General features: G+C 75.0%; 25 protein-coding genes. 7 read left to right on the top strand and 18 right to left on the bottom strand.

The features are described 5' to 3' along the window. Positions 1-29: 29 nt before the first annotated feature. The 6 genes from AB7J25_RS04680 to AB7J25_RS04655 all read right to left on the bottom strand — a co-directional run bounded on the left by AB7J25_RS04680 (position 30) and on the right by AB7J25_RS04655 (position 5,859). Positions 30-857 carry a sugar phosphate isomerase/epimerase family protein gene (locus AB7J25_RS04680; protein ID WP_428505384.1) on the bottom strand — a complete coding sequence of 276 codons (828 nt, stop codon included), beginning with the start codon at positions 855-857 and terminating at the stop codon, positions 30-32. Between the two features lie 16 nt (positions 858-873). Continuing rightward, a complete protein-coding gene (locus AB7J25_RS04675; RefSeq protein ID WP_428505382.1) occupies positions 874-1,947 on the bottom strand; it encodes a hypothetical protein in 1,074 nt (357 codons plus the stop codon). After that, complete coding sequence (locus AB7J25_RS04670; RefSeq protein WP_428505380.1) at positions 1,944-2,969, bottom strand: hypothetical protein; 1,026 nt, start codon at positions 2,967-2,969, stop codon at positions 1,944-1,946. The genes AB7J25_RS04675 and AB7J25_RS04670 overlap by 4 nt, the downstream gene beginning before the upstream one ends. Positions 2,970-2,978: 9 nt before the next feature. Beyond that, positions 2,979-3,677, bottom strand: coding sequence for a response regulator (locus tag AB7J25_RS04665; protein ID WP_428505378.1), 699 nt, complete (start codon positions 3,675-3,677; stop codon positions 2,979-2,981). Further along, on the bottom strand, positions 3,674-4,879 hold the full coding sequence (locus tag AB7J25_RS04660) for a sensor histidine kinase (RefSeq protein WP_428505531.1): 1,206 nt from the start codon (positions 4,877-4,879) through the stop codon (positions 3,674-3,676). The genes AB7J25_RS04665 and AB7J25_RS04660 overlap by 4 nt, the downstream gene beginning before the upstream one ends. A 230-nt stretch (positions 4,880-5,109) precedes the next feature. After that, the gene (locus tag AB7J25_RS04655; protein WP_428505376.1) at positions 5,110-5,859 is read right to left on the bottom strand and encodes a phosphoglyceromutase; all 750 of its coding nucleotides are present in this window, start codon (positions 5,857-5,859) and stop codon (positions 5,110-5,112) included. 220 nt (positions 5,860-6,079) lie between these two features. Here AB7J25_RS04655 and AB7J25_RS04650 point away from each other — a divergent pair, with 220 nt between their 5' ends. After that, positions 6,080-7,129, top strand: coding sequence for an anti-sigma factor RsbA family regulatory protein (locus AB7J25_RS04650; RefSeq protein ID WP_428505374.1), 1,050 nt, complete (start codon positions 6,080-6,082; stop codon positions 7,127-7,129). Between the two features lie 9 nt (positions 7,130-7,138). Here the strand turns inward: AB7J25_RS04650 and AB7J25_RS04645 are convergent, their stop codons facing one another. After that, positions 7,139-7,597 carry a MarR family winged helix-turn-helix transcriptional regulator gene (locus AB7J25_RS04645; protein WP_428505372.1) on the bottom strand — a complete coding sequence of 153 codons (459 nt, stop codon included), beginning with the start codon at positions 7,595-7,597 and terminating at the stop codon, positions 7,139-7,141. 105 nt (positions 7,598-7,702) lie between these two features. Between AB7J25_RS04645 and AB7J25_RS04640 the strand changes: the two genes are divergently transcribed. After that, positions 7,703-9,133: a cytochrome ubiquinol oxidase subunit I gene (locus AB7J25_RS04640; protein ID WP_428505370.1), complete on the top strand. Its 1,431-nt coding sequence runs from the start codon at positions 7,703-7,705 to the stop codon at positions 9,131-9,133. Further along, positions 9,130-10,095 carry a cytochrome d ubiquinol oxidase subunit II gene (locus AB7J25_RS04635; protein ID WP_428505368.1) on the top strand — a complete coding sequence of 322 codons (966 nt, stop codon included), beginning with the start codon at positions 9,130-9,132 and terminating at the stop codon, positions 10,093-10,095. The genes AB7J25_RS04640 and AB7J25_RS04635 overlap by 4 nt, the downstream gene beginning before the upstream one ends. Before the next feature lie 6 nt (positions 10,096-10,101). On the opposite strand, the gene AB7J25_RS04630 is transcribed toward AB7J25_RS04635, so the two are convergent. Beyond that, positions 10,102-10,611: a hypothetical protein gene (locus tag AB7J25_RS04630; protein WP_428505366.1), complete on the bottom strand. Its 510-nt coding sequence runs from the start codon at positions 10,609-10,611 to the stop codon at positions 10,102-10,104. 151 nt (positions 10,612-10,762) lie between these two features. Between AB7J25_RS04630 and AB7J25_RS04625 the strand changes: the two genes are divergently transcribed. Together AB7J25_RS04625 and AB7J25_RS04620 are read left to right on the top strand one after the other, a co-directional pair. Next, positions 10,763-11,110 (top strand): hypothetical protein, encoded by a 348-nt coding sequence (locus AB7J25_RS04625; protein WP_428505364.1) that lies wholly within the window; start codon positions 10,763-10,765, stop codon positions 11,108-11,110. After that, positions 11,107-11,502 (top strand): MerR family transcriptional regulator, encoded by a 396-nt coding sequence (locus tag AB7J25_RS04620; RefSeq protein ID WP_428505362.1) that lies wholly within the window; start codon positions 11,107-11,109, stop codon positions 11,500-11,502. The genes AB7J25_RS04625 and AB7J25_RS04620 overlap by 4 nt, the downstream gene beginning before the upstream one ends. Here the strand turns inward: AB7J25_RS04620 and AB7J25_RS04615 are convergent, their stop codons facing one another. Then, entirely contained in the window at positions 11,503-12,057 is a 555-nt protein-coding gene (locus AB7J25_RS04615; RefSeq protein ID WP_428505360.1) for a pyridoxamine 5'-phosphate oxidase family protein, read from the bottom strand. Positions 12,058-12,460: 403 nt separating this feature from the next. On the opposite strand from AB7J25_RS04615, the gene AB7J25_RS04610 reads away from it, so the two are divergent. Next, positions 12,461-13,234: a DUF899 family protein gene (locus AB7J25_RS04610; RefSeq protein WP_428505358.1), complete on the top strand. Its 774-nt coding sequence runs from the start codon at positions 12,461-12,463 to the stop codon at positions 13,232-13,234. A 105-nt stretch (positions 13,235-13,339) separates the two neighbouring features. Here the strand turns inward: AB7J25_RS04610 and AB7J25_RS04605 are convergent, their stop codons facing one another. From AB7J25_RS04605 to AB7J25_RS04570, 8 genes are all read right to left on the bottom strand, one after another. Further along, positions 13,340-14,911, bottom strand: coding sequence for an AMP-binding protein (locus tag AB7J25_RS04605; protein ID WP_428505356.1), 1,572 nt, complete (start codon positions 14,909-14,911; stop codon positions 13,340-13,342). Between the two features lie 80 nt (positions 14,912-14,991). Further along, on the bottom strand, positions 14,992-15,753 hold the full coding sequence (locus tag AB7J25_RS04600) for a hypothetical protein (RefSeq protein WP_428505354.1): 762 nt from the start codon (positions 15,751-15,753) through the stop codon (positions 14,992-14,994). A 15-nt stretch (positions 15,754-15,768) separates the two neighbouring features. Continuing rightward, on the bottom strand, positions 15,769-16,536 hold the full coding sequence (locus AB7J25_RS04595; RefSeq protein ID WP_428505352.1) for a hypothetical protein: 768 nt from the start codon (positions 16,534-16,536) through the stop codon (positions 15,769-15,771). A 261-nt stretch (positions 16,537-16,797) separates the two neighbouring features. Further along, positions 16,798-17,565 (bottom strand): DUF4349 domain-containing protein, encoded by a 768-nt coding sequence (locus tag AB7J25_RS04590; RefSeq protein ID WP_428505350.1) that lies wholly within the window; start codon positions 17,563-17,565, stop codon positions 16,798-16,800. Between the two features lie 270 nt (positions 17,566-17,835). Beyond that, positions 17,836-18,294 (bottom strand): YbjN domain-containing protein, encoded by a 459-nt coding sequence (locus AB7J25_RS04585; RefSeq protein ID WP_428505529.1) that lies wholly within the window; start codon positions 18,292-18,294, stop codon positions 17,836-17,838. A gap of 17 nt (positions 18,295-18,311) precedes the next feature. After that, on the bottom strand, positions 18,312-19,607 hold the full coding sequence (gene mshA, locus AB7J25_RS04580) for a D-inositol-3-phosphate glycosyltransferase (protein ID WP_428505348.1): 1,296 nt from the start codon (positions 19,605-19,607) through the stop codon (positions 18,312-18,314). Between the two features lie 46 nt (positions 19,608-19,653). Further along, positions 19,654-22,818, bottom strand: coding sequence for a sacsin N-terminal ATP-binding-like domain-containing protein (locus tag AB7J25_RS04575; protein ID WP_428505346.1), 3,165 nt, complete (start codon positions 22,816-22,818; stop codon positions 19,654-19,656). 35 nt (positions 22,819-22,853) lie between these two features. After that, positions 22,854-23,618, bottom strand: coding sequence for a DUF3027 domain-containing protein (locus AB7J25_RS04570; RefSeq protein WP_428505344.1), 765 nt, complete (start codon positions 23,616-23,618; stop codon positions 22,854-22,856). 27 nt (positions 23,619-23,645) lie between these two features. Between AB7J25_RS04570 and AB7J25_RS04565 the strand changes: the two genes are divergently transcribed. Beyond that, on the top strand, positions 23,646-24,812 hold the full coding sequence (locus AB7J25_RS04565) for a DUF418 domain-containing protein (protein ID WP_428505342.1): 1,167 nt from the start codon (positions 23,646-23,648) through the stop codon (positions 24,810-24,812). Here AB7J25_RS04565 and AB7J25_RS04560 read toward each other — a convergent pair. Continuing rightward, a partial coding sequence (locus AB7J25_RS04560; protein WP_428505340.1) for a DUF6777 domain-containing protein occupies positions 24,805-26,726 on the bottom strand: 1,922 nt, incomplete at its 5' end. The genes AB7J25_RS04565 and AB7J25_RS04560 overlap by 8 nt on opposite strands.

Below are 26,726 nucleotides of genomic sequence, written 5' to 3'. Positions count from 1 at the left end.
GGCTGCACAACGTCGTTCTCGACGGTCACTCAGGACGGGACGGACGCCCCGGGGGCGCTCGCCGCGCCGGACGCCTGCAGGTGCAGCCGCGCGAACAGCAGCGTCTCGGCGAGCATCGCGGCCCGCTCGTAGCGGGTGCGACAGCCGCGGGTGTTGATCTCCGCGACCACCACGCCACCGAAACCGGCGTCGGCCAGCCGCTGCAGCACCTCGGCACACGGCTGCGTGCCGCGGCCCGGGACGAGGTGCTCGTCGCGGTGGGCGCCGGTGCCGTCGCCGAGGTGCAGGTGCGCGAGCCCCTCCCCCATCCGCCGCAGCATCGCGAGCGCGTCGTCGCCCGCGACGGCGGTGTGCGACAGGTCGAGTGTGTAGTGGGCGTAGCCGACCGCGGTGGGATCGTGCCCCGGGTCGTAGGGCGTGGCCGTGACCCTGCCGCGCGTCACCGGGAACATGTTCTCCACCGTCAGCAGCACACCGCAGGACGTACCCGCCCGCGCCACCTCCTCCGCGAACACGTCCGCGTAGCGTCGCTGCCAGCGGAACGCCGGGTGCAGGACGACGGTGCGTGCGCCGAGATCGGCGGCGACCGCCACCGAGCGCCGCAGCCGTTGCACCGGGTCGGCACCCCACACCCGCTGGGTGACGGCAAGACACGGCGCGTGCACCGCCACGACCGGGATCGCGAAGCGCTCGGCGAGCCGCCCGACCGCCGCCATGTCCTGGCTCACCGGGTCCGTCCACACCATCAGCTCGACGCCGTCGTAGCCCAGCTCGGCGGCCAGCTCGAAACCCGCCCGCACCGACTCGGGGTAGACCGAGGCCGTGGACAAGGCGACCGGGATGGCGGGTGCAGCCACCCCGCCATCCTCTTCGTCAGCGTCCGATCAGCACAAGCACGGCAGGTGAAGCCGTCAGCAGCAACCCGACGAGGACCGCGAAGATCGTGGTGCGGAGGTCGCGGTTGTGCAGCAGGCCGCGCACGATGATCACCAGTCCTACGGTGACCAGCAGCGCCGCGGCGACCGCGACGATCGGGAAGCCCTTCCAGAGGTAGCGGAACGCCACCCAGAGGGCCGCACCGCCGATCGCCCCGGCGATCCACTGCGCGATGACGGCGGGCCACGACGGCCCGGAGCGGGGCGCCCGCTCCTCCTGCGCATCCGGATCGTGCTCGGCCTCGGCGTCCTCCTCGGCGAGACCCGGGGCCTCGCCGTCCTCGGCCGTGCCGACCTTTCCGTACTCCTCGGACTCGACGTCGTAGAAGCCGGTCGGCGGGCCCTCCGCCCCGTCGCCGTCGGCCCCGCGGCGCCGATCCCTGTCGTGCTGGTCCGCACCCGCGTGCTGCTCGTCGTCCCACTGGTCGTCCGACCAGTCCTCGTCCCACTCGTGGGCGTCCTCATCGTCCTGGTCCTGGACGCGCGGGGCGAACTCGGTGGGCGGGCCGCCGTCCTCCGGCGCGCGGGCCGGGACGGCCGTGGTCGCCTCGGCGCTCCCTGCCGCCGTGGCTCCGGCCGCCTCCGCGACCTGAGCGATCGGGCCGGTGGCCTCGACGTCCGGGCCGCCACCCTGCGACCACTGCTGGTAGCCGGGCTCGTACGCGGCAGGCGGGGTGGACGCGGGGACGCGCGGCATCACGTCCGTGGGCGTCTCCGGTGGCAGCGGGCGGGAGACGGCACGGTAGGCCTCGAGCCTGTCGTCGGTGCCCGACTGCCCGTACGAGGGCTGGCGGGGCTGCGGTGTCTCCGGGGCGGGGGGGTGGCCCGGCGCGGTGCGCTGCCCACCGACCTGACCGGTGGCCGCGGTGACCCCGACCGTCGCGACCGACTCGGCGTTCTCGTCGTCCGAGGTGCGCCGGCGGCGGCGGCGGGACGACGAGGCGGCATCGCCGTGCTCCGCCAGGAGCTCGGCGACGGTGCGTTGGCGGGGCCGCTCGGTGTCGGAAGTCATCCGGTCCACCGTGCCTCGAACGGCGACAGGCGACCAAGTCCATCGGATGCGCCCTGCGCCGAACGGTCGCTCTGCGTCTGGCGTGGGTGTGCAGAGCCGTCGAGGGTGTCGAGCCGGCGCAGGATGACCCCTTCACGCAGCGCCCAAGGGCAGATTTCGAGCCGGTCGACGCGCAGGGCGCGCATCGCGGCCGCGGCGACGAGCGCGCCGGCGACGAGCTGGTGGGCCCGTCCGGGGCTCACGCCTTCGAGATCGGCGAGATCGGCGGCCGACATCCGCGTGATGAAGGCCACGACCTGGCGCAGCCCGGCCTCGGTGAGCATGCGTCGCACCCGTGGCCCCGCGCCCGACGGCGCCGCCCCGGCGAGGCGGGCGAGCGACCGGAACGTCTTCGAGGTACCCACGGCGAGTTCGAGCACGCCGCTGCGACGCAGCCGACGCCCGACCGGGGCGAGCTCGGCGTCGAGGAAGGCGCGCAGGGCGTCGATCTCGCCGCGGGTGGGTGGGTCGCCCGCGAACCACTCGCGGGTGAGCCTGCCCGCGCCCAGCGGCAGGGACGCCGCGGTGGCGGGCAGCTCGTCGAGGCCGACGGCGAGCTCAAGGGAACCACCGCCGATGTCGAGCACCAGCAGCTGCCCCGCCGACCATCCGTACCAGCGGCGGACGGCGAGGAACGTGTAGCGGGCCTCGTCCTCGCCGGGGAGCACCTGCAGTGAGACCCCGGTCTCGGCGCGGACCCTGGCGAGCACGGCGGCCGAGTTCGTGGCATCGCGCAGGGCGGACGTCGCGAACGCCAGCACCTCGGCGCAGTCGGCAACCGCGGCCGCCTCGTGGGCCCGGTGGACCGCCGCGACCAGGGCGTCCGCGCCCTCGCGGCTGAGCGCCCCCGCGCGGTCCAGGTGCTCCGCGAGGCGCAGCTGCGCCTTCTGCGAGCTCATCGGCGTCGGGTGGCCGCCACGGTGGGCGTCGACGACGAGCAGGTGGACGGTGTTGGATCCGACGTCGAGCACGCCGAGGCGCACGGCGGCCCCTCAGGACTCGAACTTGTAGCCGAGGCCGCGCACCGTGACGAGGTGGCGCGGCGTGGACGGGTCGATCTCGACCTTCGAGCGCAGGCGCTTGACGTGGACGTCGAGGGTCTTGGTGTCGCCGACGTAGTCCGCCCCCCACACCCGGTCGATGAGCTGGCCGCGGGTGAGGACCCGCCCGACGTTGCGCAGCAGGTACTCGAGCAGGTCGAACTCCTTGAGGGGGAGCGCCACGTCCGCGCCGCGCACGCTCACGACGTGGCGCTCGACGTCCATCCGCACCGGGCCCGCCTCCAGCACGGCCCCGCCGCCCCAGCCCGGCGCGTCCTCGGTGGCCGCGTCGGATCCGCGGCGCAGCACCGCACGCACCCGGGCGATCAGCTCGCGGGCGGAGTACGGCTTGGTGACGTAGTCGTCGGCGCCCAGCTCCAGCCCGACGACCTTGTCGATCTCGCTGTCCCGGGCCGTCACCATGATCACCGGAACCGACGAGCGGGTGCGCAGCGCCTTGCAGACGTCCGTGCCACTCATGCCGGGGAGCATGAGGTCGAGCAGCACGATGTCGGCACCGTTGCGGTCGAACTCCACGAGGGCGTCCTGGCCGGTGGCGGCGATCGCGGTGGTGAACCCCTCCTTGCGGAGGAGGAACGCCAGCGGATCGGCGAAGGACTCCTCGTCCTCCACGATGAGCACCCTCGTCATGTCGTCCTCACGGGGTCGCGGACCGGATCTGTGGTGACCGGGGGCTCTGCGGCGGGTTCGGCGGGCTTCGCCGCAACGTGCGCGGGCAGCCGCATGGTGAAGGTGGAGCCGGTACCGGGTGTGCTCCACAAGCGCACCTCCCCACCGTGGTTGGCCAGCACGTGCTTGACGATCGCGAGGCCCAGCCCGGTGCCGCCGGTGGCGCGCGAACGGGCCGGGTCGACGCGGAAGAAGCGCTCGAACACCCGCTGCTGGTGTTCCGCGGCGATGCCGATGCCCCGGTCGGTCACGGAGATCTCGACCGAGTCGCCGGCCCGGCGGCGGGTGACGGAGACCGGGGCGTCGCGCGGGGAGTAGGCGATGGCGTTCTCGACGAGGTTCGCCAGGGCCGTGACCAGCAACGTGTGGTCGCCGTCGACCTCGAGGCCGCTCGCCCGGTCCACGTGGATCTCGATCCCGGTGGACTCCGCGGAGATGCGGCAGCGGGCCAGCGCGTCCGCCACCACGCCGTCGACCTCCACGGCGGCCAGCTCCGGCAGCCGCTCGGCGCCGGTGAGCCGCGACAGCGCGATCAGTTCGGTGACCATCGCACCCAACCGCGTCGACTCCTTGAGGATCTTCGTGGCGAACCGGTGCACCTCGGCAGGGTCGTCCGCGGCGTCGAGCACCGCCTCGGCGAGCAGGCCCACCGCCCCGACCGGGGTCTTCAGCTCATGGCTGACGTTGGCGACGAAGTCGCGCCGGGTGGCCTCCAGGCGCACGGCCTCGGAGGTGTCCTCGGCCTCGACGAGCGTGTAGCCCTCGCCGAGCGGCCGGACGTGCGCCGCCACCGCCGACGGGCCGCGGCCACGGCGGTCCAGCGGGGAGAGGTCGACGTCGGCGGACCGGCCGGACTGCAGCGCCTCCTGGCAGGCCGCCCACGCCCGCGGATCGGGCCTGCCGCCGGACACGACGCCCAGCTCCACGGCCCGGGTGTTGTACAGCACGACGTCGCCGGAGCGCGCGAGGACGGCGAGGCCCGCACCCGAGGACTGGAAGACGCGCTCCAACAGCTCCTCCAGCACCGGTGCGGCGCGGGACTTGGCGGCCGGCGGGCCAGGGCTCGGGAGGTGGCTCGGGACGCTGCCGCGGTGCCGGGCGAACATCACACCGACCGCACCGCCGAGCAGCGCGGCCACGATCGCGACCAGCACCCACGCCATCACGCTCCGAATCGTAAGCGCGAAGGGTGGGCCGACCACCAGCCCGAACAGCGCGGCGTGACGATGGCGACGTCGCAGCGAGCGACTTTTCGCCCTTCGTTCACCACCCGTTCACCCGGTCGATTCGCGGTGCGCGGCCGGCCGGCCCGGACCGGCACGCCCGGTGCGGGATGCGACACCCTGGGTCGCCTCTCGCGCCCGGACGGTGATCGTGCCCGGCCGCGCCCGGGTCAGCGGCCCTGGGCGGCCACCGCGGCCGCGGCCGTCCTCGCCGCGTCCGGGTCGAGGTAGACGCCGCCGCGGACGGTGGGTCGCAGGCCGGCGTCCAGGTCGTAGCGCAGCGGGATGCCGGTCGGGATGTTGAGGCCCGCGATGTCGTCGTCGGAGATCCCGTCGAGGTGCTTGACCAGGGCACGCAGCGAGTTGCCGTGTGCGGCGAGCAGCACCACCTTCCCGGCCAGCAGGTCGGGCACGACCTCCTGCTCCCAGTAGGGCAGGAACCGCACCACGACGTCGGCGAGGCACTCGGTGCGCGGCAGGGCGTCACCGAGCCCGGCGTAGCGCGGGTCGCCGTCCTCGCTCCACTGCGAGCCCGGCTCGATCGGCGGCGGCGGGACGTCGTAGGAGCGGCGCCAGAGCATGAACTGCTCCTCGCCGAACTCGTCGAGGGTCTGCTTCTTGTTCTTGCCCTGCAGGGCGCCGTAGTGGCGCTCGTTGAGCCGCCAGTCCCGCTTCACCGGGATCCAGTGGCGGTCCGCGGCGTCCAGGGCGAGGTTCGCCGTCGAGATCGCCCGGCGCAGCAGGGATGTGTGCACGACGTCGGGCAGCAGGCCCGCCTCGCGGAGCAGCTCCCCGCCGCGGCGCGCCTCCTGCTCGCCGAGCTCGGACAGAGGCACGTCCACCCAGCCGGTGAACAGGTTCTCGGCGTTCCAGACACTCTGGCCGTGGCGCAGCAGCACAAGCGTTCCCATGCGGAGCACTGTGCCATCCTCGGCCGTCCCGGCCACTTCCCGCCGCGACCACGCCCTGACATGATCCGCTTGCACAGCGCGACACCGAACGTGGGGTGACTGAACGCCCGTCCCCGGCCGGAGTACGCTCCTCGCTCCGTACGCCGCTGCACTCGGCACGCAGCGTGACACCCTTGGCCGGCCCGGCCGGCGAACCCGAAACCTGCCCAGCGACGGAGGCGGTGCGGCGATGACGGCGCCCGTGAAGGAACGTCCGGCCGGCCTGTGGCACCCGGCGCTGTACTACACCGACCAGGACGACTACCTCGCGGGCGTGGTCGGATTCGTCCGCGAGGGGCTGGAGCGGGGCGAACCCACGCTGGTCGCCGTCCCCGAGCCCAACCTCGGCGCCGTGCGCGAGGAGCTGGCCCCCGCCGAGCGCGCGGCCGTGCACATGGTCGACATGCGGCGTGCGGGCCGAAACCCCGGACGCATCATCGGAAGCGTGCTCGGCGCGTTCGTCGGGGAGCATCCGGGCCGTCGGGTACGGATCGTCGGGGAGCCGATCTGGCCCGGCCGTTCCGACGACGAGTACCCCGCCTGTGCCGAGCACGAGGCGCTGATCAACGTCGCCCTCCAGGACGCGCCGGCATCCGTGCTCTGCCCCTACGACACCACGAGCCTCGACGGCGGGCGGATCCACGACGCCGCCCGTACCCATCCCGTGCTCATCGAGGGCGGGCGTCGGTGGCACAGCCTGGACTACGCCGACCCCGTGGCCGTCGCCGCGATGTTCGACCGGCCGCTGCCCCCGCCACCGCCCGAATCGGACATCCAGGTCGTCGGCGGTCCGATCGGTCCCGCGCAGGCCCGCCGGTTCGTCCACGACGTCGCCGCCCGGGCCGGGCTGCCTCCCGTGCGCGTCGCCGCCCTGCGCAGCGTCGTGCAGGAGCTCGTGATCAACACGATCGTGCATGCGGGCGGCCAGGGACTGCTCACCGTGTGGGTGACCGACGAGCACCTCGTCTGCCAGATCGAGGATCGTGGCTTCCTGCCGGACGTCCTGGCGGGCAGGCGGCCGGGCACGCCGTCGGACACCGGGCACGGGCTGCGTCTGGTCCACGATCTCGCCGACCTCGTGCGGGTGCACCGCGGGCCGGGTGGGACGACGGTTCGGGTCCATCTGACGTTCGGCACCGAGGCGGGCCCGGGGGATCGGTCGCCGGACGAATCGCGGGCCGCGGAGACGGTCGAGGTACCACCCGCCGGGACGGTGCGGGCGACGCCGACCGGATGCTGACGGCGCGGCTCAGCGGACGGGGACGGCGTCGGCGCGGATCGTGTCCGCCAGCCGCTGGAGCGTCTCGCGCAGCTCTTCGATCGTCGCCCGGTCCAAGCCGGTGGCCGCCGCCACGGTGCTCGGCACGGCGTCGGCGCGGCGGCGCAGCGCGTGGCCGGCGTCGGTGAGCCCGATCAGCACGGAGCGCTCGTCGTCCGGCCGGCGGCGACGCCAGATGAGGCCGGCCGCCTCTAACCGCTTCAGCAGCGGGGACAGCGTGCCGGTCTCGAGATGCAGTGCCTCGCCGAGGCCTCCGACGGTGGCTTCACCGCGCTCCCACAGGACGAGCATCACGAGGTACTGCGGGTAGGTAAGTCCCAGTTGATCGAGCAGCGGCCGGTAGCACCCCGTCATCGCGCGTGAGGCGGTGTAGAGGGCGAAACACAGCTGCTCGTCGAGGTTGAAACTCGACGGCTCGGGCGGCGCCATCCGTACACCGTAGTCCCCGCCTACCCCCCCGTTCCTCCGGTGTCGACTGCCACAGCCTTCTACGCCCAGTAGAAGTTCTACGTGAAGTAGAAGTACGGTGCGGTCATGATCCCCGACCTGACCGCGGCGCGCGAGCAGATGGCCCTCTCGCTGAGCTTTCACATCGTCTTCGCGGTGCTCGGGGTGGGGATGCCGTGGCTGATGCTCGCCGCGCAGTGGCGCGGCGTGCGCACCGGCGACCCCCGCTGGACAGCGCTCGCGCACCGGTGGGCCGGCGCCGTCGCCGTCCTGTTCGCCGTCGGCGCCGTCTCCGGGACGGTGCTCTCCATCGAGTTCGGACTCCTGTGGCCGACGTTCATGGAGCGGTTCGGCGCCGCCATCGGGCTGTCGTTCACCCTGGAGTCGTTCGCGTTCTTCGTCGAAGCGATCTTCCTGGCCCTCTACCTCTACGGCCGCGACCGCCTGAGCCCGCGGGTCCACCTGCTCTGCGCCGTCCCCGTCGCGCTCGGCGGCATGGCGTCGGCGCTGTTCGTCACGACCGCGAACGCCTGGATGAACGGCCCGGTCGGGCTCGTCACCGGACCCGACGGCGACCTCGTGGCCACCGAGCCCCTCGGGCCCTTCATGGCCCCCACCGCGGCGCCGCAGATGGTGCACATGGCGCTGGCCGCGCTCATGTGCACCGGCTTCGCGGTGGCCGCCGTCTACGCCGTGGCGATCCTGCGCGGGCGCGATGACGGCTACCACCGCCGCGGGTTCGCCGCAGGCGCGGTGATGGGACTCGCGACCGCTCCGATGCAGGTACTCGCCGGGGACTGGGCCGCACGTGCCGTCGCCGCGAACCAGCCCGCGAAGTTCGCCGCCATGGAAGGGGTCGCGCGGACCGTCGACGGGGCCCCGTTCCGGCTCGGGCCGCTGGAGATCCCGAACGCGCTGTCGCTGCTCATGCACCTCGACCCGGACGCCCGCATCGTCGGCCTGGATGCCATCCCGCCGCCGGACCGGCCACCGGCGGCCCTCACCCACCTGTCGTTCGAGATCATGGTCGTGATCGGCACGGCGCTCGCCGCGCTCGCCGTCTGGGCCGCGTGGATGTGGTGGCGCGGCAGGCGGCCCGTCGGGAACGTGTGGTTCCTGCGCGCGATGGCCGTCGCCGGGCCGTTGCCGTTCGTGGCGCTGCTGGCCGGGTGGGTCGTCACCGAGGTCGGACGGCAGCCGTGGATCGTCTACCGCGTCATGCGCACCCCCGAGGCGCTGACCACGCAGACCGGGCTCGAGGTCTACCTCTACGTCACCGCCGTGGTCTACCTGGTGCTCGCCGTCGCGCTCGTGGCGATCCTGCGACGGCTCGCGCGCCGGCCGACCCCGCCCGACCCGCCCGAGCCGCCCGAGCCGCCCGAGCCGCCCGAGCCGCCCGAGCCGCCCGAGCCGCCCGAGCCGTCGGAGCCCCGTCGAGAACGACGTTACGCAGGCGACACGCCGGCGGAGATCGGCACAACGTCGTTCTCGACGGCCACCGGGGAGGGCCGGTCATGACTGCCGCCGATGGGCTCGCCCTGATCGTCCTCGCCGGGCTCGGCGCCTACACCGTCCTCGGCGGCGCCGACTTCGGCGCGGGGCTGTGGCACCTCACCCGCTCGCGCGCGCAGCGCGAGCTGCTCGTCAAGGCCGTCGGCCCGGTCTGGGAGGCCAACCACGTCTGGCTGATCTTCGTCGTGATCACGCTGTTCACCGGCTTCCCCGGGGCGTTCGGGGCGCTGTCGCGCGCGCTCGTCGCCCCGCTGTCGGTGGCGCTGCTCGGGATCGTCCTGCGCGGCGCGGCGTTCGTTTTCCACACCTACGGCGGGGAGGTCCGCGGCACCCGCGCGTGGGGACACGTGTTCGCGTGGTCGTCCCTGCTCACCCCGTTCGCGTTCGGTACCGCCGCCGGGGCGATGGCGGACGGCACCCTGCGCGCGGACGGCTCGGCGGGTCTGCTGGCGCCTTATCTCGCACCGCTGCCGCTGGTCGGGGGGATCCTGGCGGTGGCGTGCTGCGCCTTCCTGGCGGCGGTGTTCCTCACCCGCGACGCCGAGCGCGTCGGATCTCCCGCGGACGGGTTGGTGGGCCGGATGCGCCGCAGGGCACTCGGCGCGGGCACCGTCGCGGGCCTGCTCGCGCTCGCGGCGCTGCCGCTGCTCCCCCCGGCGCTCGCGGCCGAGCTGCGCGGCATCGGGTTGCCCGCGGTGGCCGCCTCGGCGGCGGCGGGCGTGCTCGCGCTCGCGCTGCTCTGGCGGCGCTCGTACTCGCTCGCCAGGGTGGCCGCGGCAGCCGCACCGCTGGGCCTGCTGACGGGTTGGGCGCTTGCGCTGCACCCGGACGCGCTGCCCGGCGTCGCGCTCGCCGACACCGCAGCACCCGCCGCGATCGCCGGCCCGGTGCTGGGCGTGCTGCTCGCCGGGCTCGTGCTCGTCGCACCCGCCTACGTGTTCATGGTGCGGGTGCTGCGCGCGCGGTGAGGCGGGTCAGTGGGCAAGCGTCTTGAGCGCGACGACGAGCGCACCCAGCCCCAGCAGCGCTGCGACGAGCACCGCCCGCTGCCACCACGGCAACATGGTGCGGCGCGCGGCGAGCAACGCGAACAGCCCCAGCGTCACGACCGACACCCACACCCCGGCCCGCAACGCCCCGGCCGTCCCGATGATGCCCACGCCGGCGAGGGCGAGCAGCAGCAGAGGCACCGCGGAGGCCTGCAGGATCTGGCCGGACGCCCGCAGCGCGGCCACCGCGTCCGCGCCGCGGGGGCCCTGCCCGTGCGCCGCGACGTGCGCCACGTAGTCCGCGAGCAGGCTCGCCGCGTACAGCGCCCCGGTGGCGATCGCGACGTCGGCGAACGCCGTCCACGCCGACTCCACGTCCTCGACGTGGCGGGCGAGCACCAGGAGGGTGCTCAGGCAGGCGATGCCGCCGTAGATGCGCTCGCGCAGGACCGCGGCGGTCGCTTCCGGCGGATCGTCGGGCTCGATGCGGGGCACGGGGGCTCCTCGGGGTCGGGGCACCCGGAGGATGCCGGACCGACGCCGTGCGCCGTCCGAGGCCCGAGATGTGACGAGCGCCATGTTGAACCCGGTACCCGGGTACGGGCTTACGGTCTCCTCGTCGACGGGCTCGCGGAGGAGGACGACGGTGGAGGGCATCGGGAGCGGCGCGGGCGATCCGGGATGGGTGCCGGTGGACGCCTGCACGTTGGCGGCGGCGGAGCGGCCGGTTCGGCTGGACGAGTTCGCGGACCTCTTCCGCGGCCTGCGGCGGCTCGACCGGTACGAACCGGAGTGGTTGCGGCTGCGCCTCGCGGACGGGGCGGGGGTGGCGGAGCGGGCCGCGGAGCTCACCGCGCGGGAGGCCGGCTGCTGCGCGTTCTTCGACTTCACCGTGCACCGCGAGGGCGGCGACGTGGTCGTGGACGTGCGGGTACCGCCGAGCCGGGCCGCCGTGCTCGACGGGCTGGCCGCGATGGCCGGGTACCCGCGGTGAGGTCGGGTCAGCTGGCCGCGGCTGCCGGGATGACCGTCCAGACGCTGCGCTACTACGAGCGCCGCGGTCTGCTGCCCGAGCCGCGCCGGACGACGGGCGGGTACCGCGAGTACGGCGAGGACGCCGTCGCGCGGCTTCGGGCGGTCAAGGCGGCGCAGCGGCTCGGCTTCACCCTGGACGAGGTGGCCGACCTGCTCGACACCGGACGGCGGCACCCGACCCCCGTGCTGCAGGAGCGGGCGCGCGCCAAGCTGGCCGAGATCGAGGACCGCATGGCCGACCTCGAACGGATCCGGGAGGGGCTGCTCCAGGTCGTCCGGGCGCGGTGCGTGAGCATCACCGCCTGCACGTGCCCGCAGCGCCCGTCCCCCTCGCGGGCCGGGGAATCCTGATCAGCGCCGGAAACGCCAGCGGGTGGCGCCGTAGGGCTCCGCGCCCGCGACGCCCACCGCGGTGTGGAACGTGAAGCGGTACAGGTGCCACGGCGGCGGACCCGCGCTCGGAGCGCTGAACGGGGCGGTGAGCGCGTCCCCGTCGACCTGGGCGGGCCAGCCGTGGACGTCCCGGTAGCCGGCCGCGACGCGTTCGAGGGTCTCCGGGTCGGTCACGCGCTCGGCGGAGCCGTCGAGCACCAGGTCGATGCCCGGCAGATGGACCGACAGCGTGCAGACCGGGTTGACCGCGAGGTCGCGCGACTTGCGCGTGCCGGGGCCGCTCGGGAAGTAGAGGTCGCCGTCCAGCCACTGGGCGCCGACCCCCGCTGCGTGCGGCCTGCCGTCCGGCCGGCAGGTGCCGAGGAAGAACGTGAACTCGGCGCCGGGCTTCGCCATGGCGACGCGGGCCCGGTCCCAGCCCAGCGCGGCGTTGCCGTAGCCGTCGAGATTCGTCGTGTCCGTGGGTGCGAGATCGGTCATGAGGGTCGGACGGGCCGCGGGTCGCGAACTCATCGGTTCCGGGTCTGCCCGCGGCACGTCGCTCCCGGTGTAGTCGGTCGCGCGCGTAGCCGCGACGGATGCCGCTGCCCGGGGCTTCCTGTGGCTGCGGGAGGACCGCCCCGGTCCGCCGCGATGGCCACGGCGAGGCAGCCGTGCGGCGCTCGAACACACGCTCGACGGTTCGCACACACCCCGGAGCGCTCGCACATACCGCCGGCGGTGTGTGCCAGCACCACGGGATATGTGCGACCGGCTGGGGGGCGCGCGTGTCCGGGGGGCGCGGGTCGGGGGGCGCGCGTGTCCGGGCCGCGCGGGTCCGGGCCGGCCGGGGCCCCCGCGATGAGTTCCGGCCGGGTATCGGGTCTGTTCTCGTGTCGTACGCCCCTTCCCGGCAGGGAACTCCACGGAGGACACCATGACGACCATGCCGAGTGACCCCACCACCGCGCTGCCCGGCCGCCCGCCCGTCGTCGACCTGGCCACCTGGCAGACCGCCCGTGACGAGCTGCTGGTCCGCGAGAAGGCCCACACGCGCGAGGGCGACGCCATCGCCGCGGTGCGCCGGCGGCTGCCGATGGTGGAGTTCGACGGGACGGTCGAGGTCGTCGGACCCGACGGCCCGGTCCCGTTCCTGGACCTGTTCCAGGACCGTGACGAGCTCGCGGTCTACAAGCACATGTGGCACGACGGCGCCCCGCACCAGGGGCAGTGTGGGGGCTGCACCACCAACGCCTGGAACCTGAAGGACGCCGTCTACCTCAACGCCCGCGGCGTCTCGTTCGCCATCCTGACCGAGGGCCGGTGGGACGAGGTGGCTCCCTACGTCGAGTTCATGGGCTACACCCAGCCCTGGTACTCGGTGCGCGACGTGGCCGCTCCGGTCGGCGACAGCATGGGTTCCATCACCTGCTACCTGCGCGACGGCGACCGCGCGTTCCTCACCTACTCCACGACGGCCCGGGGCAACGAGCCGGCCGCCGGATCCTTCGGCCTGCTCGACATGACGCCGTACGGGCGCGGCGAGGCGTGGGAGGACAACCCCGAGGGCTGGCCCGAGGGGCGTCACTCGTGCTGGTACTGGTGCTCGGACGCGGACGGGAACGCCACCTGGGGCCCGACCAGCCGCCCCGCGCCGCAGTGGACCCGCCCCGGCGCGACTCCCGTGGAGACCCTCGGCCGGCGCGGGTAGCCGGACAGCCCCACGCGCGGCGTCGAGCAGCGGCGGGTGGATCGCCACCGGCGACGGGTGCGGTGCCGACCGACGTCTCCGCTGGTCGGCACCGCATCGAGCCGATCAGGACTTCGCCGCCTCCCGGGCGCGCAGGTCCTTGCGCAGGATCTTCCCCGACGCCGACTTCGGGATCGCCTCGATGAACTCCACGACCCGCACCTTCTTGTGCGGTGCGATCCGCTCGGAGACGAAGTCCATGACGTCGTCCGCGGACAGCGACGCCCCCTCCTGGAGCACGACGAACGCCTTCGGCACCTCCTCGCCCTCGTCGTCGCGCACCCCGATGACGGCGACGTCCGCGATCCGGTCGTGGGTGAGCAGCAACGCCTCCAGCTCGGCGGGCGGCACCTGGTAGCCCTTGTACTTGATCAGCTCCTTGACCCGGTCAACGATCGCGAACACGCCCTCGTCGGTGACCGTCGCGACGTCGCCGGTGTGCAGGTAGCCGTCCGCGTCGAGCGTGGCGGCGGTGGCCTCGGGGTTGTCGAGGTAGCCGGCCATGATGTTCGGGCCCTTGCACCACAGCTCCCCGCGCCCGCCGGGGCCGACCTCCTCGCCGGTGTCGGGGTCGACCAGCTTGCACTCCATGTTCGCGATGGCGTAGCCGACGCTGTTCAGGTCGATGTCGGTGCGGCCGTCCGGGATGCAGTGGCTGACGGGGCTCATCTCCGTCATTCCGTAGCCCTGCAGCACCTCGCAGCCCAGGCGCTTGGCGACGGCGTGGCCGAGCTCAGCGTCCAGGGGCGCGGCTCCGGAGAAGATGACGTCGACGCAGGACAGGTCGTACTGGTCGACGATGGGGTGCTTGGCCAGCGCCACCGCCACGGGCGGGGCGATGTACACGCGCTGGACCTGGTACTCCGAGACCACCCGCAGGAACTCGGGGAGGTCGAACTTCGGCATCGTGACGACCGTCTGCCGCTGGTGGATGCCGGCGTTCATCATCACGGTCATGCCGTAGATGTGGAAGAACGGCAGCACCGCGAGGATCTTCGTGGTGTGGTCGCCCCGGAACACCGGATCGATCTGGCACAGGTTCGCCACCAGGTTGCGGTGGGTGAGGATCACGCCCTTGGCCAGCCCGGTCGTGCCGGACGAGTACGGCAGCACGGCGGTGTCGGCCGGCATGCGGTTGTGCGCGGGCGGTTCGGCGGAGGTGGCGAGCAGGTCGCGCAGCGAGGCGAAGCCGTCGGCCCCGTCGAGGACGACGACGGCCTCGTCGGGGATCCCGACCTCCTGCGCCGCCACCCGGGCACGGTCGAGGAACAGCGAGATCGTGAAGATCATCTTGGCGCGGGAGTTCCGCAGCTGGTGGGCGAGCTCGGCCGGTGAGTACAGCGAGTTCGCGCTGGTGACGACGGCGTTGGCGCGGAGGATGCCGTGGAAGACCACCGGGTAGTACGGCGTGTTCGGCGAGAAGATCGCCACGACGTCGCCGTCGCCGATCCCGCGCTCGTGCAGCGCCGCGGCGAGCTTGCCCACCATGCCCGCGAGCTCCGCGAACGTGATCGACGCACCGGAGCCACCGTCGACGAACGCAGGGGCGTCCGCCCGGTCGCCGAAGTCGCCGAACAGGAAGTCGTGCAGCGACACCTCGGGGATCTCGACGTCGGGGTACGGGCTACGGATCGGCATGGCGGCGCTCCCTTGCGTGTCGGCGTGGGTCGTCCAGATGCTAGTGACCGCCCGGTAGCCCGTATGGGTGCTCCCACAGCTCACACCTCGCAGCCGGCCCGCCGCTGCTTCGCCTTGATCACGTCGATGTCGGCCAGCGCGTCGTCGAGCGCCTCCTGGTCGCCGGCGGCCTGCGCCTCGCGGCCCTGCCGCTGGTTGAACACGAGCCGGGTCAGCAGGATCCCGCACTGGGCGTTGCCCAGCAGTCCGGTCGGGACGGGCTCACCGTCCGGCGGGCCCGAGACGCTCACGTCCTGCGTGTTCCCCGGCGCGTCGTCGGCCGCGCTCGCCACGCCGACGCCCTTGCCGCTCTCGTCGACGGTCCGGCCGTGCACCGCGCCGTCGTCGCCGACGATCCAGCCGGCCGCGAACGTCGTGCCGTCCAGCGGGAACGTCGAGCGCAGCAGCCCGCCCCGCGTGCTCGACGGCAACGCGAACGCCACGCCGCCGAGCTCGCCGCGCAGCGTCGCGCCCTCGACGGTCGCCACGAGGGTGGTGCCGTCGCGCGCCGCCAGGGCGAAGCGGCCACCGTCGACCGAGCCGGTGAACCACTTCCCGACCCCGGCGCCGTCGCACAGGTAGGCGACCGCCCCGCCGGCCACCTCGACGACGGCCAACGGCACACCGGCGACATCGGTGCCGACGAACCCGGGCAGCGGTTCGGCCTCCGGCCCGGGGAGCGCAGCCAGCAGCACGTCGGCGGACGGGGGCGGCGCCGGGGCGGGCGGCGCCGCGGCGCACCCCGCGGCGAGCAGCGCGGCGCCGGCGAGAAACGCGGCGAGGGCACGGATCGATCGGCGCACAGGTGGCCTCCCGGGTCAGGACGTGGGCCCGGCGGCGAAGTCACCGCAGCCCAGATCGGTGTTGCGTTTGACCAGCCGGTCCCGATCGCCGCGGGCGTCCGCCTCCGCCTGGCTGCCGGGCTCCGCGGACTGGAACTGACCCTCGTTGAAGCCGATCCGGAAGTTCAGCAGCCCGCAACGGACCCGGCGCACAGCCGGCTCCGGCGCCCCACCGGAACCGGTGACGGCCTCACCGGTGTCGGCGGCGGGCTCGTCGTCACCGGGCGACGAGACGGTGACGACGCCGCCGCCGTCGTCCTTGGCCCGGCCGAGTACCGAGCCGTCGTTGCCGACGACCCATCCGGCGACGAACGACGTGCCGGCGAGGGTCTGGCGGAACAGCCCCGACCCGGGCTGCGCGGGTTCGAGCGTGAACGCCACCCCGTCGCCGTGGGTGCCGGTGAGACCCGCACCTGCCGGAGCGGCGGTGAGCACCTCCCCGTCCGCGGCGGTGAGCCGCAGCGTGCCGTCGGCGGCGACCGGACCGGTGTACCAGCGCCCCGTCCCGGCCCCGTCGCAGAGATAGGCGACGGCGGTCTGCGGACCCGTCAGGCGGACCGCCAGGCCGACCCCGGCGGCGTCGCGGCCGACGAACCCGGGCGGTCCGTCCGGGCCCGTGGCGGGGACGCCTGCGAACGCGTCCGCCGTCGGTGGCTGCGCCGGTGGTTGCGCCGGTGTTCCGACCCCGCCGCAGCCCGCCAGCAGAAGCGCGGCCAGCACGGCCACGAGCAGCGACGTCCGCATCCGGCCACCTCCCGTCCGAGGTGGCCGACGCTAGGCAGGGGCGGGGCGGACGAGTATCGGGGAAACCCCGCAGCCCCCGCAGCCCCCCGCAGCCCCCGGCAGCCCCCGCAGCCCCCGCAGCCCCCGCAGCCCCGAGCGAACGGCACGTACGGGAAATAGGTCTTCCCGTACGTGCCGTTCGCGCGAACCGGAGCGGGGCCGGCCCCGGCCCGGCAGCCCACAGGCGACCGGGGCGGGGGCGGACCACGCGAACCGGGAGGTTCAGCCCGCCGGCGGCGTCGCGGCCGGGGTACGCCGGGAGCGGATCCCCCGCCGCACGAGCCACCCGATCCCGGCGATCACCGCCACCACCGGCACGAACGGCAGCAGGAACCCGACGACCACCGCCACCGCCAGCCCGAACGCCTTCAGCCCGTCCCAGCCGGCGCCGAGGCCGTCGAGGAAGCCGAAGGCACGGTCGTCCTCGTCGGTCTCGTCGCCCACCTGACGCAGCGTGACGGTGAGCGTGGAGAGCGCCGCCTGGCCGCGCAGGGCCGCCAGCCGGGACGTGAGCGAGTCCAGCTCGGCCTCGCGGCGCGCGAGCTCCGACTCGATCGCCACGATGTCACCGATCGACTCGGCCCGCGCGAGCAGCGCCCGCACCCGCGCGACGCTGGCCTGCTGGCTCGCCACGCGCGCGTCCAGGTCGACGACCTCCTCGGTGGCGTCCACGGTCTGCCCGCCACGCTCGGTGACGGTTCCCAGGGTGGCGACGTCGTCGAGCAGCCGGTCGAGGGCGGCCGCCGGGACCCGCACGACCAGCGTCGCCCGCTTGGTCGCCGTCGACTCCTCCGTGACGAACCCACCCGCGGCCGCGACGGCCGTGCGCACCTGGCGACCGGATGCCGCCGGGTCGGCGACCTCCAGCGACACCTGCGCCGTCCGGATCAGGGTCCGGTCGACCGTCCCGACGGGCACGCCCGCCGGCGGCACCGTCGAGACGTCCGGGGCGGCGCTGCGGGCCGCGTCCCCGGCCGCTTCCGACGTCACCGGCGCACCGAAACCCCCCGGCGACGGCACCGCGGGGGCGGTGGCGTACTCGGCGCTCCCCCCCCGCGCGTCCGCCGGCCTCGCTGTTCTGCACCACCACGGCCGCCCCGGCGATCAGCACCGCCGCCGCACCCGCGATCGCCGCGCTCCGCCGCACCCAGCGGCGCCCCCACACCTGTCGCAGTCCCACCCTCGGCCTCCTCGTCCGTCCCTTGCGACCAGGACGGAGCGGGATGGGCGGCAGGTTGGCCGTGTCAGATCACGGAATGATTACGAGAAGAGGTGCTCGAAGGCTCGGAGGTTGGCGATCGACTCCCCGCGCTCGATGCGCCAGGCGTACTCCCGCCGGATCGACGAGGCGAAGCCCAGCTCCAGCAGCGTGTTGAAGTCGCCGTCCGCGGCCTCCAGGACCTGGCCGAGCACGCGGTCCAGCTCGTCCCGGTTGACCGCGTGCCGCGCGATGCGCCCGATGAGGTGGATGTCGCCGATGCGGTCCAGCGCGTAGTGCACTCCGTAGAGACGGGCGTTGCGCTGCAGCAGGAAGCGGTAGACGGCCTCGTGCTCCTCGTCCGGGCGGCGGCACACGAACGCCTGCACGAAGAGGGCGTGGTCGCGCACCACCAGCCAACAGTGGGTCTGGAGCCGGTTCGTCCCCGGAAGCGTGACGAGGAACTGGCCGGGTTCCGGGTGGACGTGGTCGACCTCGAGCGCGGCGAGGGCGTCTCCGATCGTGGTGTCCAGCTCGGTCACGTCATCACCGGCATCCGCCGCGCCGCGAACTCCGCCGCCGCGTCCGCGTACGTGGTGAGCAGCGCGTCCGTGGTGCGCTCCCAGGAGAACCGCTGCGCGTGCGCCACCGCACCCGGCGCCAGCTCGGCGCGCCGCCGCACCGCCTCCGCCAGCGCGTCCGCCCACGCCGCTGGTTCGTGCCCCGGCACGAGCAGGCCGGAGCGTCCGTCCGCCACCGCGACCGGCAGGCCGCCGACCCGCGCCGCCACCACGGGGGTGCCGCACGCCTGGGCCTCCAGCGCCACCAGCCCGAAGGACTCGTTGTGGCTCGGCACCGCCACGACGTCGGTGGCCCGGAAGACGCCCGCGAGCCTCGCGCCCGACACCGGCGGCAGGTAGCGCACCACGTCGTCGATGCCCAGCGAGCGGGCGAGCAGCTGCAGCGCAGCGGGCTCGGCCAGCCCGCTGCCCGACGGCCCGCCCGCGACCAGCACGACCAGCCGCTGCCGCAATGCAGGATCCCGGGCCAGCAGCTCCGCGGCCGCCCGGAGCAGCACGTCCGGAGCCTTCAACGGCTGGATGCGACCCACGAACGCGAGCACCTGCGCGTCCGGCGCGATGCCGAGCGCGTCGCGGGCGAGCACCCGGTCCCCCGGCGTGAACTGTGCGAGATCGACCCCCGGCGGGATCGCGACCGTGCGCGTCGGATCGGCCCCGTACAGCTCCCCGAGCTGGTGCGTCTCGGCCTCGGTGTTCGCGACGAGCCGGTCCGCCTCCGCGACCACCTGGTCCTCGCCGATCACGCGCACCATCGGCTCCGGCGGATCCCCGTCCGCCAGCGCCGCGTTCTTCACCCGCGCCAGCGTGTGGGCGGTGTGCACCAGCGGCACTCCCCACCGGTCCCGCGCCAGCCAGCCGACCTGGCCCGAGAGCCAGTAGTGGGAGTGCACGACGTCGTAGTGCCCCGGCGGGTACTGCGCCTCCGTGCGCAGCACTCCCGCGGTGAACGCGCACAGCTGCCCGGGCAGGTCGTCCTTGCACAGGCCCTCGTACGGCCCCGCCTCGACGTGGCGCACCAGCACGCGCGGCGCCAGCTCGACCACCGGGTCGTGCCCTGACGACGTGGCCCGCGTGAAGATCTCCACGTCCACGCCGCGGGCGGCCATCCGCAGCGCCGTCTGGACGATGTAGACGTTCATCCCGCCCGCGTCGCCCGTGCCCGGCTGCTCCAGCGGCGACGTATGCACCGAGAGCACGCACACGCGGCGAGGCGCGGAGGCACTGGCTGCGCCGGCGACACTGGCGAAGGACACGCCCCTTCCTAGCACGCGACCCCGACGGTCACCCCGCGAGCCGGGATCAACGGGTGCCCGGCGGCGCCGCCGCGAGCAAGCCGACCAGGGCACGCAGCGGGTCCGATGCATGCCAGTGATCACCGTCACACCAGGCGAGGACGGTGCGGCGCCCCACGACCGGCCGCGTGACCCTCACCGAGAGCGTCTCGTGCACCGTCAGCTCCCCCTCGGGGACGGCGGTGTGCAGCGCCGCGCAGGCGAGCACGATCTCGGGGATCTCGGCCCAGCGCCGGCGCTCGCCCGTGCCCTCGACCGTGGCGGCGACGACCTCCGAGGCGAGGGGCAGGTCCAGCAGCGCGGCGAGGTCCTCCGGCTCGCCGCCCGCGACCGTCTCCCCCGGCGGGAGGACCGCGGCGAGCCAGGGGTGGTCCAGGACGACCGCGAGATCGACGGCGGCGACCGTGCCGTCCAGGGCGCGGACCCGGTCCGGCGGGTCGAGGTCGACCGGGTCCACCCGGCCGTCGGCCACTGCAGCGGCGAGGGCGGCATGGGCCTGCGCGGCGAGCGCCGGATCGGGGTGCCGCGCGGGATCGGCGAGGCGGGCGAGGAGGTCCGCGGCGGCATGGGGTTCGGCGACGGTGAGATCGGCGCGGACACCGATCGCGGTGAGGAAGGCCCCGTCCTGGGCGCCCCCGGCCTCCACCCCCACGGTGGCCCCGGCCCCCACGGACGAACGGGCCGCTCGTCCAACTGAGTCGGACGAACGCGCCGCTCGTTGCGCGGGCCCGGCAGGGTCGGCGGGCGCGGCGGCAGGGCGGCCCGCCGCGAGCGGGACCGCGTCGTAGAGCGCGGCGATCCCCGTCGCCGACGGCAGCCGCCAGTGCGACGGCCGCCGCCCGCCCGGCCGGGCGTGCCGCGCGAGCCACCAGCCGGTGTAACCGCCCGGTTCGAGCACGGCCGCCCGCGTGCCGGGATCCGCGGCGAGCAGGGCCAGGGCGTCGCTCCAGGCGCCGGCCGCGACGAGGTCCAGGTCGCGGACGGCCCGCAGCCGCGACGGCGGGACGTCGCGGTCGTCCCACCACCGTTCCTCGTCGTCGAGGTCGTGGTCCGGAGCGGTGGGGGTGTCGTCAAGCAGCACCACGAACCCGTCCACCACGCCGGCCGCGGCGAGCACCTCGCGCGGCGCCCCGACCTCGCCCAGGACCCCGAGCGGGGCGTCGGGAGCGAGCAGCGGCCGCAGCGCGGCGTCCGGGAACAGCAGCTCGTCCGCCCGGCGCACGCCCCCGCCGTCCTCGGGGAGGGCGAGGGCGCCGATCCACGGCGGCGCCGCGTCCGACCCTGTCTCGGAGAGCAGCGCGAGGACGGCGGCGGCGAGCGGCGCCGTGTCGAGGCCAGCGTCCGCGTCGTCCACGGACCGCTCCACCGCTGCCCGCACGGCGCGGTGCGCGAGCACCACGGCCGCGTCGGCAGGGCGGGCGCCGAGCCGCTCCAGGAGCGGGTGCCCGGCGTCGGGATGGGCGAGGTGCAGGCCGGTCAGCTGGAGCCCGGCGACCGCCTCGACCGCCGGTGAGCGGACCGTGAGGAGCACAGCCGCGGGTCCCGGAACCGTCCGGAGATCACCGGGAGTGTGACGTGGGCCCCGCATCCGGCGCTCCTGCCCCATTCCTGGTGATCTTCCGCCGAGCAGCGGGACGGGCAGCGCGCCGAGCTCCTCGGCGAGCCCCGGAACGGCGTCCACGGCCGGGGCAAGGGCGGCGTAGACCGCGCGCCACCACGACGGCGCCATCTCCACGCCGATCAGGCGGTCGGCCATCGCCGCCGGCCCGAGCCGGGCGATCCCGAGTGCGGTGGGCGGACGCTGCGGGACCGCGAGCAGGCCGGGGAACGCCCCCGACTCCGCGAGCAGGCCCGGGAGATCCTCGCCGGGCAGGTCGAGCCACTCCGCGCGCGACGGCGCCACATCCGTGCCGTCCGCGCCGGGCAGCCAGTCGGCGCCGGTGAGCGCCGCGAGGACCAGCTCGCGCAACCGCCCGTCGACCTCCGAGCGCGGGAAGCCCGCCGCCGGGACCAGCGCGAGCCGGTCCGCGGGGGCGAGCGCCGCGACCAGGTGGACGTACGCGGCCGCCGCGGCGGCGAGCACCCGCTCCGTCGCGGGGCCGGGACGGACGTGGCGACGGTCCGGGTCGAGCGGGACGGTCGCGATCAGCCGGGCCGGCAGGCTCAGGCGCTCCGCGGTGGCCGTGGGCGCGTGCAGGACCTCCCCGGCCGCGCCCCCGGCCAGGACGCCATCGCCGGTAATCCCCGCGACGACGCCATCCCCGGCCCCCACCCCCGGGCCCCCCGCGAGTTGCGCATCCCACCGCCGCGAGTTGCGCATCTCATCAGGCCGAGTGGCGGGTTCGGGCCGGCCGTCGGCGTCCACCGGCAGCGCCCAGCACACCGACCACGCCGCGAAGCCCCGCTGCTCGACGGCGAGCGCCGCGATCTCGCCCGCGTCCAGCTCCCCCGACGCACGGGCCAGGAGCCACGCCTCCCGCCGCCCGTCCGTGACGAGCCACGCCGTCGTCACCCGGGCGGCGGGGCCGTCCTCCCGGCGCAGGACCGCACCCCCGACGGTGATCTCGGCCAGGTCGGGCAACGCGAGCAGCAACGCCGCCGCATCCGCGCCCGCCTCGGTGAGCAGGGCCGCGGGGTCGGTTCCGGGGCGCAGCGGCAGCCGCACCTCGGTGTCGTAGCCGTCCGGGATCGGCGGTTCGTCGTCCCCGACCGGCCACACCAGCCGCAGGACGGGCAGCTGCCCGTCGCGACGCTCCAGCTCCGCCGCGGCTCCCGCGAGTCCGCGGACCGCCCGCGCCGTGCGCTCGGCCGAGAACGCCACCCCGCCCGTGCCGCTCACCACCCGCGGCGCGTCCGACAGCGCCAGTACCGCCGCGAACCCGACGCCAAACCGCCCGACCGACCGGCCGTCCCGTTTCGCCGACGCCCGCAGCGACGCGAGCGCCGCCACGCCCGGCGCGTCCAGCGGCGCACCGGTGTTCGCGACCCGCAGCTCGCCGTCCTCGACGGCCACGCGCAGCCGTCCCGCCACCCCGGCCGCCCGGGCGGCGTCCGCCGCGTTCTGCGCCAGCTCGACCAGCCACGAGCGCGCGTACCCGCCGAGACGCAGGTCCTCCTCGGCGTTGGCGTCCTCGCGGAACCGGGTGGGCGACGCGGCCCACGCGTCGCGCACCGCTGCCCGCAGGGCCGCCGTGCCGAACGGGTCGCTCAGCGGGTCTCCAGGTCGACGCCGTCGTCGTAGACGAGCTCGGCCACCGCGACCGGCGACGACGCCTCGACCACCACCGACGAGTGCGCGCCGCACCCGTAGGCCACCGCCACGACCGCGCCGTCCGCGGGCGCGAACTCGTTGCCGCACGCACCGAAGGCGCCCCGCAGCGAGCCGGCGAGCGGCAGGAAGAACCCGCAGGTGCCGCAGGCGCCCGGGGCGGCGCGGGCCATGTCCGAACCCGGACCGCGCGGGCCGCGCTCCCAGCGACGGGCGGCGTCCTCGCGGCCCGACCGGCTCAGCACCGTGACCCGGCCGAGGCCCACCTCGCGGGCGACCTCCTCGACCGCCGGATCGTCCGACGCCACGTACGCCGGCACCAGCCGGTCGTCGTCCGGCGTGGTGGGCAGCAGGTCGCCCACCCCGAGATCGCCGGGGCGGATCCGCTCCTGCCACGGCACCCACGGGGGCGCGACCAGCGCATCGGCGCCCGGAAGCAGCACGACCTCGCTCACCGTGACAGCAGACTCCTCGTCCGCGCAGGCCAGCGTGACCGACCACCGCCAGCCGCGGTAGCCGCCCTGCCGCGCGGCGAAGAAGTGGGTGACGCCGCCGCCCTCCTCGGCGACGGCCTCCAGGTGCTCGCCGACCGCGCGCTCGCCCGCGGACCCGAGGTCCAGCACGGCGTCCTCGACGGCCCCGGCACGTGCCAGCTCGACGGCATCGGCCGACTCGAGGCGGCTCAGGGTCGCTGCGGCGGTCACCCGCAGGATTGTGCCACCCTGTCGCGCGTGCCCGGCACGGAACCAACCCGGTCACGCGCGGCGACCCCGCTGTCCGCACGTGCCCCCTGGCCAGACGTCGCCCGCGGCGCGATGCTCCTGCTGATCGCCGTGGCCAACGTCCACGGCTTCCTCTACGACCGCCCGTTCGGGCTCCGCTCCTACCCCCTGCCGCAGGACACCGCCGACCAGGTGGTGACGTTCACGCAGATGCTCCTGGTCGACGGGCGGGTCTACCCGCTCTTCGGGCTGCTCGTGGGATACGGCCTGGCCCGGCTGGCGCGGCGGAGCGAGGAGGACGGGCCGGTCGTGACGGCCGGGCTGCTCGCCCGGCGCGGCGCCGCGCTGCTGCTGATCGGCGCCCTCCACGGGATCCTGCTGTTCTCCGGCGACATCGTCGGTGCGTACGGGCTGCTCGCCGTGGTCCTGGCGGTGCCGATCGCGTTGCGGTCCGGGTTCGTCCTGGGCTACGCGACGGTGACGGGGTTGCTGCTCGCCGCGGTCCTCGGCGCGGGGTCCGGGCTCCCGCGGTCCACCGACTCGGTGCCGTTCCCGTCGCGCGCCGAGCCGGACGCCGTCACCGCGCTCGGGTTGCGGGCGGGCGAGTGGCTGAGCACCGGGCTGTTCGGGCAGGCGATCGCGGTGCTGGCCGCGGTCGCCGCGGGGGCGTGGTGGGCGAACCGGCTCGACGCGTCGGCCACGGACCGCGCGCTGCAGGGGCGGGTGGCGGTGATCGGCGTGGCCGTCGGTGTCGTCGGCGGGCTGCCGCTCGCGCTGATGACCGCCGGATGGTGGACGGCCCCGGGCACGGGGCTCGCGGTCGCCGCCGGCGTGGCGCACACCCTCGCCGGCTTTGCCGCGGCCGTCGGCTACCTCGCGCTGGCCATGCTCCTCGCCGCCCACGCGGGCAACGTCGTCGCGGCGCTGCGGGCGTGCGGCCAGCGGTCGCTGACCTGCTACCTGGCCCAGTCCGTCGTGTTCGTGGCGCTGCTCGCCCCGTTCGCGGGTGGGCTCGGTGCGACGATCAGCCTGCCGGCGGCCTCCGCCCTCGCGGCCGGGGTGTGGGTCGCGACGGTGCTCGGCTCGGTGGCGTCGAGCAGGGCCGGGCTGCGGGGACCCGCCGAGGTGCTGCTGCGCCGCCTCACCTACGGCCGCGCCCCCGACCCGGCTAGGTGACGGCCGCGGCGTCCGCCAGCACGCCGTAGCCCACTGGGGCCGGCGTGCAGGTCCCCGACACGGCCTGCGCGGCCACGGTGAACGACTGGACACCCGCGGTGGCCAGGGAGAAGTCGTAGGTCCGGCCCGCCGTGAGCGACACCGAGTCGAGGACCACCCCGTCGCCGAGCAGCTGCACGGCGATCGTCAGGTCGGAGGGGGTGAAGTACGCCAGGGCGATCCGTCCGTCGACCCGGGAGTAGCCGCCGGACAGCTGGAAGACCGTCTGGGCGGGGGCGCCGTCGCAACCCACCCAGAAGCTCGTGTTCGACTCCCCCGCCACGCCGGTGACCGACGGGTCGGCCCGGCTGCCCGACGCCCCGGCCGCATTCGTGCTGGACGCGAGGTAGTACAGCGGGGTCCGCGTCTCCTGCAGAGGTGGCGGCTGGGTCGGTAGCGGTGGCAGCGTCGGCAACGTCGGCAGCGGTGCCTGCGTCGGCAGGGGTGTCTGCTGCGGCTGCTGCGCCCCGTCCTGGTCGCCGCCGCTGCCCGCTGGGCGGGTGAACGCCTCCTGCGTCGAGGGATCGACGAGGGTGAAGTCGACGATCACGGTGGTGCTGGACACGATCGTCGTGATCTGTGTGCTCGAGAACCCCGACCAGGACGGACCGGTGTACGTCGGGGTCGACGGCAGGTTCGCGGGCGTGAGCGGGTTGCCGCAGGCGCAGCGGGCCCGCGGCACGCCGTAGCGGTCGACGAGCACCGCGGTGCCCGCCTGCAGCACGGCCGGGACGACGGTCGCCCGGCCGCCTGCGAAGCCGTGGTTGGTGACGGCCGTGTCCGACCGGAGTATCACCGGGGTGAGCCCGGCGACGTAGCCCCGGATCTCCGAAGGGGCGATCCGCTGCACCTGCGCCCAGGCGGCGGCCTTGGCGGGATCGGATTCGAGGAACGCGACGAGCTGCGCCGGGTCGCAGACGGCGTCGTTGCGGGTGCCGCCGTAGAGCCCGACGGTCGCGCCGTCGACGGTGCGCCCGACACCGGCAGGCGCGACCACGCCGGGGCGGTCGCGCCCGACCGCCGGCATGAACGGGTTGTCGCCCGGGGTGAGGACCGGATCGCGGCGCACGGTCGACGCGTCGGCAGCCAGCGGGTTGCCGAACACGACGACCGCGGTGGTGAGCAGGGTCAACGCCGCGACGACTGCGGCGAGGGCGACCAGCACGCCGGCAGACCGCCTGCGCGGCGGGCCGACGACCGTCGCAGGGCCGGTGCCCCGGTTCGGCCAGGGCGGCACCGGGCCGGGCGGGTACGGCGGGCCGCCGGGCACGTTCCCGCCCGGTGGACCGTAGGCGGGCTGCCAGGACCCGGCGGGCGCGGACGCCACGGTCGGGCCGGTGTGCGGGGCGTGGGCGACCGTCGGGCCGGTGGAGTACGCCGCGACCGTCGGGGCGGTGTGCGGGGAGTTCCCCGCGACCGTCGGACCCGTGAACCGGAGGTCCCCGGCCGCCGCCCGGGCCGCGGCGGCGAGCTCGCCCGCGGTGGCGAACCGGTCGGCCGGGTCCTTCGCCAGCGCGCGGGCAATGACCGCGTCGAAACCCGTCGGCAGGCCCGTGACCAGCTCCGAGGGCCGCGGCGGCGGGACGTTCAGGTGGGCGTTGATGATCGCGGGCAGGCCGGTCGCCTCAAACGGCCTGCGCCCGGTGAGGGCCTCGAACAGCACGCAACCGAGCGAGTAGACGTCGACGCGCCGGTCCCCCAGCCCCGACGCGAACCGTTCCGGGGCCATGTAGTCGACCGATCCGACCGTGGCGCCCGTCGCGGTGAGCGAGGTGGAGCCGCTGAGGAACGAGCGGGCGATGCCGAAGTCCGCGACGTACACGAACTCGTCGGCCCCGGTCGACGCGGGCGTGACCAGGATGTTCGCCGGCTTGA

Source organism: Pseudonocardia sp. (genome assembly GCF_050246655.1).
Classification (GTDB): domain Bacteria; phylum Actinomycetota; class Actinomycetes; order Mycobacteriales; family Pseudonocardiaceae; genus Pseudonocardia.
Note: the sequence above shows the minus strand (reverse complement) of the source record. Positions and strands in the feature narration are given on the sequence as shown.

Coding starts and splice junctions, on each gene's coding strand:
- AB7J25_RS04650 (WP_428505374.1), top strand. CDS start 6,080: ATGACGGCGCCCGTGAAGGAACGTCCGGCCGGCCTGTGGCACCCGGCG.
- AB7J25_RS04610 (WP_428505358.1), top strand. CDS start 12,461: ATGACGACCATGCCGAGTGACCCCACCACCGCGCTGCCCGGCCGCCCG.
- AB7J25_RS04635 (WP_428505368.1), top strand. CDS start 9,130: ATGACTGCCGCCGATGGGCTCGCCCTGATCGTCCTCGCCGGGCTCGGC.
- AB7J25_RS04640 (WP_428505370.1), top strand. CDS start 7,703: ATGATCCCCGACCTGACCGCGGCGCGCGAGCAGATGGCCCTCTCGCTG.
- AB7J25_RS04615 (WP_428505360.1), bottom strand. CDS start 12,057: ATGAGTTCGCGACCCGCGGCCCGTCCGACCCTCATGACCGATCTCGCA.
- AB7J25_RS04645 (WP_428505372.1), bottom strand. CDS start 7,597: ATGGCGCCGCCCGAGCCGTCGAGTTTCAACCTCGACGAGCAGCTGTGT.
- AB7J25_RS04595 (WP_428505352.1), bottom strand. CDS start 16,536: ATGCGGACGTCGCTGCTCGTGGCCGTGCTGGCCGCGCTTCTGCTGGCG.
- AB7J25_RS04660 (WP_428505531.1), bottom strand. CDS start 4,879: ATGGCGTGGGTGCTGGTCGCGATCGTGGCCGCGCTGCTCGGCGGTGCG.
- AB7J25_RS04665 (WP_428505378.1), bottom strand. CDS start 3,677: ATGACGAGGGTGCTCATCGTGGAGGACGAGGAGTCCTTCGCCGATCCG.
- AB7J25_RS04605 (WP_428505356.1), bottom strand. CDS start 14,911: ATGCCGATCCGTAGCCCGTACCCCGACGTCGAGATCCCCGAGGTGTCG.
- AB7J25_RS04675 (WP_428505382.1), bottom strand. CDS start 1,947: ATGACTTCCGACACCGAGCGGCCCCGCCAACGCACCGTCGCCGAGCTC.